Source organism: Salininema proteolyticum, from assembly GCF_042685645.1.
Taxonomy (GTDB): Bacteria; Actinomycetota; Actinomycetes; order Mycobacteriales; family Micromonosporaceae; genus Salininema; species Salininema proteolyticum.
In genome coordinates this window covers 4,769,194-4,782,828 of the sequence record NZ_JBHUNX010000001.1, presented here as the reverse complement: position 1 = coordinate 4,782,828, position 13,635 = coordinate 4,769,194, and the positions used below count along the sequence as shown (strand labels likewise).

Sequence of the window (13,635 nt, the reverse complement as noted above, 5' to 3'; positions counted from 1 at the left end):
GTTCCACGTCATCCTGTGAGTCAATAAGGGGAGGTTCCACCGAGGGTTAGAACGGAGCCGGGGCATGGACCGCGAGGATCTCGTCGAGCTGCGCGTGCACGGAGTCAGCGGCACGCCGCCCTCCGAGATGCTCGGGGACCCGCACCCGTTCCACGTCGCCGGGGACACCATCGGGCGCATCTTCCGGCGCCGCACGCCCAGTTACCGCAGCCTGTCCAACGCCGCCGTGCAGGGGCGGACGGTGGAGGCCTTCCACTGGGGCAACTACACGGCCGGATCGCGCTGGCGCGTGCTCTGGCTCCTGATGGTCCCGTTCTCACTCATGAACCTCGCGCGGTTCGCGCAGCTCCAGCCGAAGAAGAGGACGCCGCTCGACAAGTGGTCCGACGCCGTCCTGCGGCTGCTGGGACTCGTGCTGACCGCCGTCCTCGTCGTCACCGCCTGCTACATCAGCTGGGAGGTCATCGCCCGCCAGTGCTCCGGCGAGGCGTGCGGGCGCGGCCTGCCCGTCCTGGACTGGTTCGCGCGCCAGGACTACCCGCTGCGGTTCCTCATCGCGGCGGCCGTCCCGGCCCTGTTGATCCTGTCGCTGTGGTTCTTCGGCCGCAGCTCCTTCTCGCACGACCCTCCCGGCGCGCGGCGCGACTTCGACCCGGCCGCGCGCAACGGCAGCCTGGAGGACTCCGGGTTCTGGAGGGCCAACATCTCCATCGTCCAGAGGCTCGCGCACATCTGGGCGAGCACCTGCCTGGTCGGGCTGATCGCCCTGGCCGCCGCGCCCCCGGGCGCCTCCGGCCACAGCTGGTACGACCCGGCCCGGGCCGTCGCCTGGTGGGTCCTCTCGATCGGGCTCGCCGGGGCCGTCCTCACCGTCGTCCTCAACCCGAACGCGGTGGTCAACAAGATCAAACGCCGCGACGGCTTCAAGGTCTACCCGAAGTTCGAGGCCCGCCCGCTGCGGATCGTCCAGATCGGCATGCTCGCGGCCCTCGCCGCCGCCCTCACCGCCGTCTGGCTGGTCTACATGTCGGCGGAGGAGTCTCCGGACGCGCCGGTCCCACTGGTCGGCGAGATCATCAACCGCACCGGGGTGGCCACCGCCGTGCTGCTGGTCGTCATCGCCGCCGACTGCCTCGTCTACCGCCTCGCCCCCGTCGGCAGGCGGCACTGGGGCGAGGACGTGCCTCGGGACTTCCGGCCGTTCTGGCACGGCTTCGGCCCGTGGGTGCTGTCCTCGGTCGCCGTCCTCGTCGGCTACGGCTTCAGCGCCGCCGGCGTGTACTGGTCGGCCCAGGTCTTCGCCTCCGGCGGCGACATCGCCGCCGGCTTCCAGCTCGCCGCTGCCATCTGGGGGCTGATCACCGTGGTCGTCTTCGGCGCCCTCCTGGTCCCGGCCCTGATCTGGCTGCTGCGCAACGATGTCGTCGCGGTCCTCTGGGCGGTCGTCGCCCTGGTCTCGCTGGTGTGGACGGCCTACGCCGGAATCGGCCTGTGGCTGTGGTTCGGCGTGCTGACCGCCGCGGGCCTCGTCGTGGCCTGGTGGGCGACGCGGTCGACGCGGCGGGAGTTCCTCGACGAGGTGGCGAACGACTACGGGCACTCCGACGAGACGGGGGCTCCGACGCGGGCCGCCCGCCTCAACCAGGCCAAGGTCTCCCGCGCCTGGTGGGCGGCGATGGCCCGCTACCGCTACCACCACGTGCTCGGGCTGGTCGCCGCGCTGGGCGGGGTCAGCACGATCCTCGCCGGGTACGCGGGCGTCCGCGTCTCGCTGAGCGCCGACCCCGACGGCGTCGTGGACATGTGGCGCAGCCGCTTCGACCTCCCGTCCGAGTACGTCCTCCAGACCGGGGCGGTCGCCGTCTCGGTGATCGGCGCGGGCCTGGTCCTCGTCGGCCTCCTCGCGTGGCGGCGCCAGAGCGTGCGGACGAGCGTCGGGACGGTGTGGGACCTGGTGTCGTTCTGGCCGCGCATGGGCCACCCCCTGACGCCGCCGCCCTACGGCGAGCGCGCCGTCATCGGAGTGGCCGAGCGCTGCTCGCAGCTGGCGAACGTGCGGCTGCTGAACCGGCGGGAGTCCACAGCCGGGGCGGTCGTCCTCTCCGGGCACAGCCAGGGCGCCGTCATCTCCATGGCCGTCGCCGCGCTCCTGGACGGCCAGGCCTCCCGCGAGGACGCCGAGAAGGCCGACGAGGACGAGGTCGACTGGCTGCGGCCCGCCCGCGCCCGCGCGGCGCTCGACAAGCTCCACCTGCTGACCTACGGCTCCCAGCTGAAGTTCATCTACGCGCGCCTCCTGCCCGCCTACCTCGGCTACGAGAAGATCCGCGAGGTCTACCGGCCCGTCCTCTCAGGCCGGTGGCGCAACATCTACCGCTGGACCGACCCCCTGGGCGCCCCGGTGCTGAGCTGGACCCCCGAGGGGGTGCCGAGCAGCCGGCACGGGCCGCTGGTCGACAAGTGGCGCAGCTTCGACGACCCCGAACCGGTCGCACCGGTCCGGGTTCCCACGCGCGAAGGGGAGGGCGAGTTCACTCTGTGGCACTACCACTGGAAGATCGGCCCGGACGTGCGCTTCCGCGACCCCGACATCGTCACCGACAGCGCCTACCGGGCGCGGCTGGACATGCGGGGCCACGGTAGCTACCCCGACGCGGCCGTCTTCGACCTCGTGGTGGCCGATCTCATAGGAGAGCCGGGAGGCGCGGAGAACCGCCGCGGCCCTTAAGCGCGGCGGTTCCCGAACGATCGTTCACCCGCTGGTGGGGCGCTTCTTCAACGCCTCTATATAGTCCTCCGGAGCGCCGCCGGCCTCGGCCGACCGGACCAGCTCGTCGAGGTACCACTGCGAGGGGAGTCCGCCCTCGAAGCCGTCGTAGACGTACATCCACACCGGCTTGAGGCCCTCGCTCGTGGCCACGTGCGTCTGCATCTTCCGGTACAGGTCGGAGGTGAAACCCTCCAACTCGTCGAGAGTCGCCTTGTCCATAGTGTGCAGCTCGTAGAGGGCGGCGTAGACCCGCTCCACCGGGGACTCCACGACGGTCGAAACCGCCGACTCCCATCCCAGGTCACCGCCCGCGAACGTCAGCCGCCACCCCTCCAGCCAACCCGTGCCCACGAGCGGAGAGCGCGGACAGGTTCCGCGCATGCGAGCAGGATCAAGATTGGAGCCATACGCCGCGTAAAGAATCACACCTTGAAGATACTCTTAAATCGCGAACCAATGAAGAACATGACACCAGAAAGGTGGACACCCGTGGCACGTGTAGCCATCATCGGGGGCGGACCCGCAGGATACGAAGCGGCCCTGGTAGCGGCCCAGCTGAACGCGGAGGTGACCCTCATCGAGGCCACGGGAGCCGGAGGCGCGTGCGTGCTGACCGACTGCGTGCCCTCCAAGTCGTTCATCGCCGCCTCCAACGCCGTCACCGAGGCCAAGGAGTCGGTCGACCTCGGCGTGGAGGTCGACGCCCCCCGCGTCAAGCCGAAGGCCGTCAACGCCCGGGTCAAACAGCTCGCCGGCCAGCAGTCCGGCGACATCGCCGGCAAGCTCACCACCGCCGGCGTCACCCTCGTCGACGGGACCGCCACCCTGGCCGACTGCGAGGGCCGCACGCACGCCGTCCGCGTGTCGCCCCGCGACGGCGAGGACTACACCATCCACGCCGACATCGTCCTCCTCGCCACCGGCGCCACCCCGCGCGTGCTCCCCACCACCCCCGTCGACGGCGAGCGGGTCCTCACCTGCCGCCAGCTCTACGACCTCGACGAGCTCCCCGAACACCTCATCGTCGTCGGCTCCGGCGTCACCGGCGCCGAGTTCGCCTCCGCCTACCTCTCCATGGGCTCGCGGGTCACCCTGATCTCCTCGCGCGACCGCGTCATGCCGCACGAGGACCGCGACGCCGCCGAGGCCGTCGAGTCGGTCTTCCGCGGACGCGGCATGGACATCCGCAGCCACGCCCGCGCCAACGCCGTGCGCCGCACCGACGACGGCGTCGAGGTCGAGCTCGGCGACGGCACCGTCGTGCCCGGTTCGCACGCGCTCATCACCGTCGGATCCGTCCCCAACTCCGAGGGCCTCGGGCTCGCCGAGCTGGGCGTCGACACCGACGACCGAGGCTACATCCCGGTCGACAAGGTCTCGCGCACCAACGTCCCCGGCATCTACGCCGCCGGCGACGTGACCGGCGTGCACGCGCTCGCCTCGGTCGCCGCCATGCAGGGCCGCATCGCCGTCTGGCACGCCCTCGGCGAGGCCGTCCGCCCGATCAAGCTGCGCAACGTGGCCTCCAACGTCTTCTCCGACCCCGAACTGGCCACCGTGGGCGTCACCCAGGGCGACGTGGACTCCGGCAAGGTCGACTGCCGGGTCGTCAAACTGCCGCTGGCCTCCAACCCGCGCGCCAAGATGCTCAACCGCTCGGCCGGGTTCGTCAAGATCTTCGCCTGGCGCACCTCCGGCGTCGTGGCCGGCGGCGTCATCGTGGCCTCCCGCGCCGGCGAGCTGATCCAGCCGGTCGCCATCGCCGTGGAGCACCGCCTCACCGTCGAGCAGCTGGCCCGCACCCTGACGATCTACCCGTCCCTGTCGGGATCCGTCGCCGAGGCGGCCCGCCAGCTCATGGAGTACTGAGACAGCCGTTCCGACACGCCTTCCGAACGCCCGGCCCGAGCCGGCCGGGCGTTACCTTGTGGAGGATGAGGAACCAGCAGAACAACGCGCCCGTCCATCCCGGCAAGGTCCTCATGGACGACTTCCTGGCGCCGCTCCGGCTCTCCCAGACCCGCGTCGCCCGCACCGTCGGCGTACCGCCGCGGCGGATCAACGAGATCGTGCTCGGCAAGCGCGGCATCACCCCCGACACCGCTCTCCGCCTGGGCAGGTTCTTCGGCAACGGTCCCGCGTTCTGGATGAACCTGCAGGCCCGCCACGACCTCAAGGTCGAGAGGGACAAGCTTGGGCCGGAGCTCAGGAGGATCGCCCCGCTGGGCGCGTTCCTCCTGGACCCGATCCCGCGCCCGGCCCGGAGCCGCGAAGGGTAGGCGCGGGGCGCTCGGACTCGGAGACGCCCGAAGCCGCGCCTTAGGGCGCGGGACCGGGTTCGGAGAGACCTGGTGCCGGGCGTTGGAACGCTCAGGCCGGGCGCGGGATTGTCGGATGCGAGGCGGCGCGCCTACCAGAGGCCCTCGCGGCCCTTGCGGGCCAATGTCGAGCGCACCTCGTGGCCGAAGTGGTCGGAGCTGCGGACCTCGAGGACGAAGGCGTCGTCCACGGCCGTCCAGACGAAATCGCTCTCGCCGTCGGCGGACTGGAAACGGTAGGTGGGGTCGCCCCAACCCTCCAACTCCTCGCGCTCGCAGCCGACTCCGGCTTCGTCGAGGAGTTCTTCATATCCTCTGTCCGAATAGAATTGCTGGAGTCGCAGGACGACCTCGATCCAGGCGCCGTCCTGGAGTTCATAGTGGAGGAACATTTCGCCTCCCGAGTCCGCGCCGGTGGAGGCGGGATCGATCTCCCCGCGCCGCTCGGTGCTCAGCACTCGCCGGCCGGTGGCCTCCGCGACCACGTTCGCGGTCAGGACGTCGTCGGAGGTCAATCCAGTGGGTTCGAGGGCGGCGGTCTCGGCGCCGACCGCTTCGGGACGGCAGACCCGGACGGAGGCGAGCACGGCCGCGGGCAGCAGGACGGCGCTCAGGAGCACCGCCTGCGGGACCCACGGGTCGTCCACCGTCTCCCCGCCGCCGGTGGCCCGCACGTACAAGGGCGCCAGGGCGAGCGCGCACAGCGCGACGGACACGGCCGCTCGGGCGGGGACCGGTAGGCGGCGGACGGGCCGGTCCGGGCCTCGGCGGCCGAAGGCCCAGAGGCCGAACCAGGTGACCAGCCACGAGCCGGACAGGGCGATCGAGAGGAAGAAGAGGTGGGCCTCCACCTCGGTCCAGCCCCGCTCCCAGTAGAGACGGCTGGTGAGGGCCGACGCCCCGGCGATGAGGGCTAGTCCGACGATCGCCAGGACGGGCACGGCGATAAAGGGCGGTACACGGTGCTCGAGCCGTCGGGCGAGGGCCAGAGCGTTTGAGGAATAGTTTTCGGGCACGTTCACAAGTTTAGAAGACGTGTTCGGGAAGTCACACCCCCACCGGGGGCCGTTGAGTCTCCGCCGCGGCGGCACTGCCCCGGCGGAGCCCGCCTCACCGCAGCCGCGACAGGGCGCTGCGGGCCAGGTCCAGGCGGACGCGGTGTCCCAGCGCCTTCGAACTGCGCACCTCGACCACGAAACGGTCGTCGACGGCGAACCAGACGAAGTCCTCCTCGCCGTCCGGAGAGCGGAAGCGGTAGGCGGGGCCGTCCCCGACCTCCAGCTCCTCGCGGTCACGACCGTCCCCGGCCGCGGCCGCCATCTCGTCGCGGCCGAAGTCCAGGCGAAGCTGCTGCAGTTGAAGGTGCGTCTCCACCCATTCTCCGTTCCGAAGCGCGTAGCGGACCCGCATGCCGTCTTCCACCTCGAGCTCCTCCACGAGGGGATTCGGCTCGCTGAGCTGGACGACCTCGCGCACGTGGTCGCCCGTCGCCTCCTCGACCTCCCGGCAGGCCACCACGTCGGTCTCGGTCACGCCCCGCGGCCGGAGGTCCGCGAAGGCCGCGGCCGGATCCTCTATGGGCCTGCAGACCGCCGTCGCAGCGATGACGGCGGCCGTGAGCAGAACGATCAGCAGCACGACGGACAGCTCGCCGCCCGAGTCCCCGTCTCCGAGGCCGCCGTGCACGATGCCCCAGTACAAGGGGGACAGGGCGATCCCGTAGCAGGCCACCACGATGAGCGCCAGGACGGGTATGGGGAACCGGTAGGTGAACCGCCGCGGCCCCCGGAGGCGGGCCGCCCATATGCTGAACCAGGCGGTGGCCCACAGGACGGTCGGCGCGACGGCGAGGAAGACCAGCTGGGCGTGGACGGCGCTCCAGCCCAGGTCCCAGTACAGCGTGAAAGAGCCGAACGCGGCTCCGAAGGGGGAGGCCGCGACGCCGACCGTCAGGACGAGGCCGGCGAGGGCCGGGGACACGTTCCGCTTCGGCTTGGGAGGATAAGTAAGGTCGTTGACCCGGTGGCAGTCGTGCACAACGGCCATCGTAGGAGAGCAGTGCCATTGCCCGGGGCGGCGGACGCTCCCGCCCGCCGCCTCGACGTCCTAAGAGCAGAGGTCGTCCCGCGCGGGAACCAGCCGGGTGCGCGGGCCGGCCTTGTACACGCCGCTGGGCAGCTCGTGCTTGACCATCTCTTCGGCGTTCGCCGCCACCTTGAGCAGCTCCTCCAAGTCGATGCCCGTGTTCAGGCCCATGTCGTGCAGCATGTGCACGACCTCCTCGGTCGCGACATTGCCCGTGGCGCCCGGAGCGTAGGGGCAGCCGCCGAGCCCGCCGACCGAGGCGTCGAACTGGCGGATCCCGTAGTCCAGCGAGACGAGGATGTTCGCCAGCGCGGTACCGCGGGTGTTGTGGAAGTGCATGAGCCTCGGCAGGTCGGTGTCGACCGCGTCGAGCAGGTCCTTGACGCGGCGGGGCGTGCCCATGCCGGTCGTGTCGCCGAAGGCGATGCGGTCGATGCCCGCCTCCTGGCCGCGGTCGACGATCCCGGCGACGCGCCCGGGGTCCGTGTCGCCCTCGAAGGGGCAGCCGAAGCTGGTCGCGATGACCAGCTCGATGAACACGCCGTTGTCGTGTGCGAGCGCCACCAGGTCCTTCAGCTCCGCGACCGAGTCGTCGGTGGAGCGGTTGAGATTGGCGCGGTTGTGCGTGTCGGAGGCGGAGAGGACGACGTTGACCTCTTTGAAGCCCGCGTCGATGGCCCTCTGCAGGCCCCGCGTGTTGGGGACGAGCGCGTTGTAGAGGACGTCGGGGTTCTTCTCGACCGAGCCCCACACCTCGTCGGCGTCGGCCATCTGGGGAATCGCCTTGGGGTGGACGAAACTGACGGCCTCGATCCGGTGGTGGCCGGTCTTGTTGAGCCCGTTGATCAGGGCGATCTTCTGGTCGGTGGGGATGGGCGACTCGTTCTGCAGTCCGTCCCGGGGCCCTACCTCGCGGATCTCGACATCGATGGTCGGTGACGTCATTGTCGCGGTCTCCTTCGATACGTTGCGGTAGGTGAAGTCTAGCGCGGGAAGAGGGGACGATCACTCCCCCGGCTCGCGAGCTTTTCCCGCGGAACATCCCCAGCACTGGCGAGGCCTTCCGGAACTCCCGGGGACCGTCCCTGTCGTCGAACAAGGCGCCCGAAACGAGCGGACGTCAGACCCGCTCCAGAGATCGTTCGAGCCGTTCCCAACTCCTCTTGGAAAAGGAACCCCTCTCCATGGACGTGGGGCTCAGAATCCCGGACGCTCCCCGGATGAAAACCCAGTCGCCGTGGAGGACGTGTTCCGCTCCAGGCCTGAGGTAGTAGCTCTCCTTCTCCCGCCTGCCCGGATAGTCCACCGAGGTGCGGTCCACCCTCGGGCCCGTGAACGCCCATACGGCCAGGATCCCGATCGCCCCGGCGAGGGCGAGCAACGGCGCCCTCGCGGCGAACTCCGGGTCCGTCCACGCCAGTGCGAGCAAGAGGAGGACAGTCAGAGCGAGGCACAACAGGGACAGCATCCGCGACAGGGAACGCCATGAGGGGTAAAGGCGCACTATGCATCTTCTTCCACGGGGAGGGCTAACGTGCGTGCACACGATAAAGCCCGGCGGGGACCGGTTTCAACACCGGCCCCCGCCGGACCTGAGATACAGGTTCACGCGTCCGGCTACAGACGTCCGTCTCCGACGCGTACGACCTACTTGGAAGAGGAGGCCTCTTCCTCCAGGTGAGCCTGCTCGGCCGTGGCCAGGTACTTCTCGATCTGACCGCGCCAGGCGTCCTCCAGCTCCGCCCAGGTGGCGTGGAACCGCCCCTTGACCTCGAGTCCGTCGGTGTCCTGGTCGACGACGCCGAGCGGCGTGAAACCCAGCCCGTTCTGCGTCAAAGACCCCTTGACGGCCAGCTCGTGGCCCTTCGGGATCGTGACCAGCACACGCGAGGTCGACTCGCTGAACAGCGAGACGAACGGGTCGATCTCGCCGGGCAGGTCGATCCGCACTCCGCGACCGGAGGTCACGACGGCCTCGACCAGCGCCTGGGACAGCCCGCCCTCGGACAGGTCGTGCGCGGAGCTGACCTGCTGCGTTCCTGCCAGGTGCGCCATGACGGCGGCCAGGCGGCGCTCGCGGTCCAGGTCGACCTCCGGGCCCACCCCGCCGAGGTGGCCGTGCTCGACCCACGCCCATTCGGAGCCGGAGAGCTCCTCGCGGGTCGGCCCGCCGATGAGCGCGACGGTGTCCCCGGACTCGCCCAGTCCGACCGGGATGCGGTAGCGGACGTCCCGGTGGACGCCGAGCACTCCGATGACGGGCGTCGGGTGGATGGCCTCCACGCCGGTCTGGTTGTAGAACGACACGTTCCCGCCGGTGACGGGGATGTTCAGGAACTGCGCGGCGTCGGCGATGCCGGTGACGGCCTCCTTGAACTGCCACATGACGTTCGGGTCCTCGGGGGAGCCGAAGTTGAGGCAGTCGGAGACGGCGATCGGCGTCGCGCCGGTGACAGCGACGTTCCGGTAGGCCTCGGCCAGAGCCATCTGCGCCCCGCGGTACGGGTCGAGCCTGGCGAAGCGGCCGTTGCCGTCGAGGCTCAGCGCGATGCCGACGTTGGTCTCCTCGTTGAGGCGGATGACGCCGGCGTCGTGCGGCATGGCCAGGACGGTGTTGCCGAGCACGGACGTGTCGTACTGCTCGGTCACCCAGGTCCGGTCGCACAGGTTCGGGCTGGAGGCCAGCTTGAGCACGGTCTCCTTCAACTCGTCGCCGGAGGAGGGCCGCTGCAGCGTCTCGGCCCGGTCGACCCGGATGAGCTCGCGGTCGTTGGGCTCGGTGACCGGACGCTCGTAGACCGGTCCCTCGTCGGCCAGGGTGGCGGGCGGGGCGTCGACGACGGTCTGGCCCTTGAAGTCGATGACCAGTCGGCCGGAGTCGGTGACCTCGCCGATCGCGGTGGCCAGCAGGCCCCAGCGGTGGGAGACGCCGAGGACCTTGTCGACCTTGGACGGGTCGACGATGAGGAGCATGCGCTCCTGCGACTCGGAGGCGAGGATGTCCTGCGGGGCCATTCCCTTGGCGCGCAGCGGGACGCGGTCGAGCTGGACGTGCATGCCGCCGGTTCCGGCGGCGGCGGTCTCGGACAGGGCGCAGGTCAGGCCGGCGCCGCCGAGGTCCTGGATGCCGACCACGTCGCCGGCCTGGTAGAGCTCCAGGCAGGCCTCGATGAGCAGCTTCTCGGTGAACGGGTCGCCGACCTGCACCGACGGGCGCGCGTCGGAGTCGTCGTCCTCTTCGAACGTCGCCGAAGCGAGCACGGAGACGCCGCCAATGCCGTCCTTGCCGGTCTTGGCGCCCATGAGGATGACGACGTTGCCCACGCCCGAGGCCTGCATGGTCTGCAGCTGGGCGGCGGGCAGGACGCCGACCGAGAGCGCGTTGACCAGCGGGTTTCCCTGGTAGGAGGGGTCGAAGTAGACCTCGCCGCCGACGTTGGGCAGCCCCACGCAGTTGCCGTAGTGGCTCACGCCCTCCACGACGCCGGGCAGGACGCGCGCGGTGTCGGGGTGGTCGGCGGCGCCGAAGCGCAGCGAGTCCATGACGGCGATCGGGCGGGCGCCCATGGCGAGGATGTCGCGGATGATGCCGCCGACGCCGGTGGCCGCGCCCTGCTTGGGCTCGATGTAGGACGGGTGGTTGTGCGACTCGACCTTGAACGTCACGGCGGTCTCGTCGTCGATGGCGACGACGCCGGCGTTCTCGCCGATGCCGGCGAGGAGGCGGTCGGTCTTCGGGTTCTTCTCCCCGAACTGGCGCAGGTGCACCTTGGAGGACTTGTAGGAGCAGTGCTCGGACCACATGATCGAGTACATGGCCAGCTCCGACTGGGTCGGGCGGCGGTCCAGGATCTTGCGGATGCGCTCGTACTCGTCGTCCTTGAGCCCGAGTTCGGCGTGCGGCTGCTTGAGGTCCGGGGTCGCGGCGGCGGTGCCGACCGTGTCGACCTCGGGAAGCTGGTTCTCCGTCACCGGCTCGCTCCTTCCGTGAGGTGGGAGAGCACCGAGGCGATGATGCCGCGTCCGTCCTCGGACGGGCCGGTCAGGGCCTCGACGGCGTGCTCGGGGTGCGGCATGAGGCCGACGACGTTGCCGTCCTCGTTGCTCACGCCCGCGATGTCGTTGGAGGAGCCGTTGGGGTTGTCCAGGTAGCGGAACACCACCTGGCCGTTGTCCTCGAGTCCCTTGAGGGTCGCCTCGTCGGCGACGAAGCGCCCTTCGCCGTGCTTGGCGGGGAAGACCACCCGCTGGTTCTCGCCGTAGGCCCGAGTCCAGGCCGTGGCGTTGTTCTCCACGCGAAGGGCGGCGGGAGCGTTGCGGTAGCGCAGGTGGGCGTTGCGCACCAGGGCCCCGGGAAGCAGGTGCGACTCGCACAGGACCTGGAATCCGTTGCAGACGCCGAGCACGGGCATGCCCAGGTTGGCGGCCTCGCGGACGACGCCCATGACGTCGCTGAACCGGGCGATGGCCCCGGTGCGCAGGTAGTCGCCGTACGAGAACCCGCCGGGCAGGAAGACGGCGTGGACCTTGTTGAGGGCGGCGTCGTCGTGCCACAGTCGCACCGGCTCGGCCCCGGCGAGGGCCACGGCGCGGGCGGCGTCGCGGTCGTCCAGGGAGCCGGGGAACGTGACGATTCCGATTCGTGCGCTCATGCTCCGCTGTCCTCGTCCTCGACCTTGAGGGTGAAGTTCTCGATGACGGGGTTGGCGAGCAGCTCGTCGGCGATGCGGCCGGCCTTGCTCTCGATGTCTACGGTGCTGTCGTCGAAGTCCAGCTCGATGCGCTTTCCGATGCGCACGGAGTTGACACCCTTGACCCCCAGGCGCGGCAGCGCGTTGGCCACGGCCTCACCTTGCGGGTCCAGAATCTCGGACTTCAGCATTACCTCGACCACTACACGGGCCACTGTCTACTCCTGTCGGTTGCAATGACGAGGACCGGGGACGCGTCCCCACGCCCACAATAGCCGGGCTCCGATGCCTCGGCGGGTATCTTTTCCCCTGCTACGCGCTGCGTCACAGGATGTCGGAGGGCTGGTAGGAAGCGGCCTCGGGGTGCTGCTCCGCTACGCGGGCGACCCTCTCGGCCACCCGGTCGGCCTGCTGCCCAGCGGCTCCGGTGAATTCACTCGGATCGGCGACCAGGGCGGCGAGGTCGTCCGCCGAGAGGGGCAGTCGGTCGTCGCCCGCGAGGCGCTCGAACAGGTCGTTGGCGCGTTGACCTTTTTCACGCATGTCGCGTGCCACAGCCACGGCGTGCTCCTTGATCGCCTCGTGGGCGTCCTCTCGCCCGGCGCCGCGCTTGACGGACTCCATGAGGATCTTCGTCGAGGTCAGGAACGGCAGGTAGCGGTCCAGTTCGGCGCCGATGACGGCCGGGTAGGCGCCGAAGGAGTCGAGCACGGTCAGGAAGGTCTCGAACATGCCGTCGACGGCGTAGAAGAGGTCGGGCAGGGCCACGCGGCGGACCACGGAACAGGACACGTCGCCCTCGTTCCACTGGTCGCCGGCCAGTTCGGCCAGCATGGAGGCGTAGCCGCGGACGATCACGGCGAAGCCGTTGATCCGCTCGGAGGAGCGGGTGTTCATCTTGTGCGGCATCGCCGAGGAGCCGACCTGCCCCTTGGCGAAGCCCTCGGTGGCCAGCTCCTGGCCTGCCATGAGGCGGATGGTGAGCGCGGCCGAGGACGGGCCGGCGGCGACCTGGACCATGGCCGAGGCGGCCTCGTAGTCCAGCGAGCGCGGGTAGACCTGGCCGACGGAGTCCATGACCTCGGAGAATCCCAGGTGGGAGGCCACACGCCGCTCCAGGTCGGAGAGCTTTCCGGCATCGCCGTCGAGCAGGTCGAGCTGGTCCTGGGCGGAGCCGACGGGGCCCTTGATCCCGCGCAGCGGGTAGCGGCGCAGCAGGTCCTCGACGCGGTCGTAGGCCAGCAGCAGTTCCTCGGTCCAGGAGGCGAAGCGCTTGCCGAGGGTGGTGGCCTGCGCGGGGACGTTGTGGGAGCGTCCGGCCATGACGAGGTCGCGGTACTGCCCGGTGCGGGCGCCCATGCGGACCAGCGCGGAGACGATGCGGTCGCGCACCAGCTCCAGGGAGAGGCGCACCTGCGTCTGCTCCACGTTCTCGGTCAGGTCGCGGCTGGTCATGCCCTTGTGGATGTGCTGGTGGCCGGCGAGGGCGTTGAACTCCTCGATGCGGGCCTTGACGTCGTGTTTGGTGACGCGCTCCCGTTCGGCGATGGAGTCGAGGTCGATCCGGTCGACCGCGTTCTCGTAGTCGGCGATGACCCGGGGGTCGACGGCGATGCCGAGGTCGTTCTGGGCGCGCATGACCGCGATCCAGAGTCGGCGCTCGGCCTTGATCTTCCCTTCGGGGTCCCAGATCTCCCTCATGGGAGCGGAGGCGTATCGGGTCGCGAGGACGTCAGCTGTAACCACCCGTTCATTGTCGCAGGCAGGGAGC

The 13,635-nt window shown here is 70.1% G+C and carries 12 protein-coding genes; 3 read left to right on the top strand and 9 right to left on the bottom strand.

Annotated features, from left to right (window positions below; genetic code table 11):
- The first annotated feature begins 64 nt into the window (after positions 1–64).
- A complete protein-coding gene (locus ACFTE1_RS22390; protein ID WP_380619232.1) occupies positions 65–2,728 on the top strand; it encodes a hypothetical protein in 2,664 nt (887 codons plus the stop codon).
- Positions 2,729–2,752: 24 nt separating this feature from the next.
- On the opposite strand, the gene ACFTE1_RS22385 is transcribed toward ACFTE1_RS22390, so the two are convergent.
- Positions 2,753–3,196 (bottom strand): gamma-glutamylcyclotransferase family protein, encoded by a 444-nt coding sequence (locus ACFTE1_RS22385; RefSeq protein ID WP_380619234.1) that lies wholly within the window; start codon positions 3,194–3,196, stop codon positions 2,753–2,755.
- Positions 3,197–3,259: 63 nt separating this feature from the next.
- Between ACFTE1_RS22385 and ACFTE1_RS22380 the strand changes: the two genes are divergently transcribed.
- Together ACFTE1_RS22380 and ACFTE1_RS22375 are read left to right on the top strand one after the other, a co-directional pair.
- Positions 3,260–4,639, top strand: a complete 1,380-nt coding sequence (locus ACFTE1_RS22380; protein WP_380619236.1) for an NAD(P)H-quinone dehydrogenase — start codon at positions 3,260–3,262, stop codon at positions 4,637–4,639.
- 65 nt (positions 4,640–4,704) lie between these two features.
- Complete coding sequence (locus ACFTE1_RS22375) at positions 4,705–5,049, top strand: HigA family addiction module antitoxin (RefSeq protein ID WP_380619238.1); 345 nt, start codon at positions 4,705–4,707, stop codon at positions 5,047–5,049.
- Positions 5,050–5,180: 131 nt separating this feature from the next.
- Here the strand turns inward: ACFTE1_RS22375 and ACFTE1_RS22370 are convergent, their stop codons facing one another.
- From ACFTE1_RS22370 to purB, 8 genes are all read right to left on the bottom strand, one after another.
- Positions 5,181–6,104 (bottom strand): hypothetical protein, encoded by a 924-nt coding sequence (locus ACFTE1_RS22370; protein WP_380619240.1) that lies wholly within the window; start codon positions 6,102–6,104, stop codon positions 5,181–5,183.
- A gap of 94 nt (positions 6,105–6,198) precedes the next feature.
- Positions 6,199–7,134, bottom strand: coding sequence for a hypothetical protein (locus ACFTE1_RS22365; protein WP_380619242.1), 936 nt, complete (start codon positions 7,132–7,134; stop codon positions 6,199–6,201).
- A gap of 60 nt (positions 7,135–7,194) precedes the next feature.
- Positions 7,195–8,118 carry a hydroxymethylglutaryl-CoA lyase gene (locus ACFTE1_RS22360; RefSeq protein ID WP_380619244.1) on the bottom strand — a complete coding sequence of 308 codons (924 nt, stop codon included), beginning with the start codon at positions 8,116–8,118 and terminating at the stop codon, positions 7,195–7,197.
- A gap of 175 nt (positions 8,119–8,293) precedes the next feature.
- The gene (locus tag ACFTE1_RS22355; RefSeq protein WP_380619246.1) at positions 8,294–8,641 is read right to left on the bottom strand and encodes a hypothetical protein; all 348 of its coding nucleotides are present in this window, start codon (positions 8,639–8,641) and stop codon (positions 8,294–8,296) included.
- 179 nt (positions 8,642–8,820) lie between these two features.
- Complete coding sequence (purL, locus tag ACFTE1_RS22350; RefSeq protein WP_380619248.1) at positions 8,821–11,145, bottom strand: phosphoribosylformylglycinamidine synthase subunit PurL; 2,325 nt, start codon at positions 11,143–11,145, stop codon at positions 8,821–8,823.
- On the bottom strand, positions 11,142–11,825 hold the full coding sequence (gene purQ, locus ACFTE1_RS22345) for a phosphoribosylformylglycinamidine synthase subunit PurQ (RefSeq protein WP_380619250.1): 684 nt from the start codon (positions 11,823–11,825) through the stop codon (positions 11,142–11,144). Before purQ ends, purL begins: the two co-directional genes overlap by 4 nt.
- A complete protein-coding gene (gene purS / locus ACFTE1_RS22340; RefSeq protein ID WP_380619252.1) occupies positions 11,822–12,079 on the bottom strand; it encodes a phosphoribosylformylglycinamidine synthase subunit PurS in 258 nt (85 codons plus the stop codon). The genes purQ and purS overlap by 4 nt, the downstream gene beginning before the upstream one ends.
- 109 nt (positions 12,080–12,188) lie before the next feature.
- Positions 12,189–13,610 carry an adenylosuccinate lyase gene (gene purB / locus ACFTE1_RS22335; protein WP_380619254.1) on the bottom strand — a complete coding sequence of 474 codons (1,422 nt, stop codon included), beginning with the start codon at positions 13,608–13,610 and terminating at the stop codon, positions 12,189–12,191.
- Positions 13,611–13,635 lie beyond the last annotated feature (25 nt).

Coding starts and splice junctions, on each gene's coding strand:
- ACFTE1_RS22390 (WP_380619232.1), top strand. CDS start 65: ATGGACCGCGAGGATCTCGTCGAGCTGCGCGTGCACGGAGTCAGCGGC.
- ACFTE1_RS22375 (WP_380619238.1), top strand. CDS start 4,705: ATGAGGAACCAGCAGAACAACGCGCCCGTCCATCCCGGCAAGGTCCTC.
- ACFTE1_RS22365 (WP_380619242.1), bottom strand. CDS start 7,134: ATGGCCGTTGTGCACGACTGCCACCGGGTCAACGACCTTACTTATCCT.
- ACFTE1_RS22360 (WP_380619244.1), bottom strand. CDS start 8,118: ATGACGTCACCGACCATCGATGTCGAGATCCGCGAGGTAGGGCCCCGG.
- ACFTE1_RS22355 (WP_380619246.1), bottom strand. CDS start 8,641: ATGCTGTCCCTGTTGTGCCTCGCTCTGACTGTCCTCCTCTTGCTCGCA.
- purQ (WP_380619250.1), bottom strand. CDS start 11,825: ATGAGCGCACGAATCGGAATCGTCACGTTCCCCGGCTCCCTGGACGAC.